Raw genomic sequence first — 1,377 nt, 5'->3', positions numbered from 1 at the left:
TCGGCGCCGGCACCTTCCGCACCAGCCTCCTCAACACCGCCGTCTTCACCGCCATCACCATCGCCGGCACCTACGCACTCGCCCTCGCCACCGCGCTCGCCGCCAACCGCGAACTCGCCACCGCCCGAATCGTCCGCACCATCACCGTCCTGCCCGCCGTCATCCCGATGGTCGTCGCCGGCCTCGTCTGGAAATGGCTCTACGAACCCGACCACGGCCTCGTCAACACCCTCATCGGCCTCTTCGGCGCCGACGGCGCCCGCTGGCTCTTCGACAACGACCTCGCCCTGCCCGCCGTCGCCGTCGTCAGCATCTGGAAGGAATTCGGCATCTACGCCCTGATCCTCCTCGGCGGCCTCCAACGCATCCCGGACGAGATCTACGAGGCCGCCACCATCGACCGGGCCGGCCCCTGGCGCCAGTTCCGCTCGATCACCCTGCCGATGCTCAAACCCGCCACCGCCGCGGTCTTCCTGCTGCTGCTGTTCAACTCCTTCAAGGTGTTCGACCAGGTCTGGGTGATGACCGAAGGCGGCCCCGGCACCGCCACCCTCACCGTCGTCACCTTCATCTACACCCGCCTCCTGAGCGACGTCGGCGTCGCCTCCGCCGCCTCCGTCGTCCTGTTCGTGATCCTCCTCGCGATCACCCTCGTCCGGCTGAAGCTCACCTCCCGGGAGGAATCGTGACCAAGGCCCCGACCCGTCTCGCACCCGCCCTCTGGCTCACCACCGCCACCGTCTTCGCCGGCCTGCCCGTCCTCTGGATGGCCCTCACCTCCTTCCAGCCCATGGAAGACCTCGTCGGCAACGGACGCCACCTCATCCCCGAACACCTCACCACCGCCGCCTACCGGGAAGTCGTCTCCGCCTTCCCCTACGGCCGCTGGTTCCTCAACTCCGTCCTGGTCGCCCTCGCCGTCGTGGCCGGCAACCTCGTCTTCGACACCCTCGCCGCCTACGGCCTCTCCCGCATCCGCTTCCGCGGCCGCCAGGCCGTCCTCACCCTCATCCTCGCCACGTTGATGATCCCCACCCAGGTCATCCTCGTCCCCCTCTACCTGGTCATGCGCGACCTCGACTGGATCGACACCTACTGGGCCCTCATCGTGCCCTTCCTCGCCAGCCCCACCGGCATCTTCCTGCTCCGCCAGCACTTCATCACCCTCCCCGTCCAACTCGACGAGGCCGCCGCCATCGACGGCGCCGGCCGGCTGCGCACCCTCGTCAGCATCCTGCTGCCCAACTCCTGGGCCGCACTCGGCACCGTCGCCGTCCTCAAGTTCATGTGGACCTGGGGCGAGTTCGCCTGGCCCTCCCTCGTCACCAACAACGAGCAACTCCGCACCCTGCCCGTCGGACTCGCCCAGTTCCAGAA

At 68.5% G+C, this 1,377-nt stretch carries 2 protein-coding genes; both read left to right on the top strand.

Annotated features, from left to right (window positions below; all coding sequences use genetic code 11):
* Window positions 1-689 (top strand): carbohydrate ABC transporter permease (locus ACWDRR_RS44470; RefSeq protein WP_449778048.1); only part of this gene is annotated, 689 nt, incomplete at its 5' end.
* Window positions 686-1,377, top strand: a 692-nt coding sequence (locus ACWDRR_RS44465; protein WP_449778047.1) for a carbohydrate ABC transporter permease, incomplete at its 3' end; no start/stop codon positions are given. The genes ACWDRR_RS44470 and ACWDRR_RS44465, both read left to right, overlap by 4 nt.

This window comes from Kitasatospora sp. NPDC003701 (assembly GCF_053587085.1).
The sequence above is the reverse complement of the archived record's forward strand: the minus strand, read 5'-3'. Positions and strand labels throughout refer to the sequence as shown.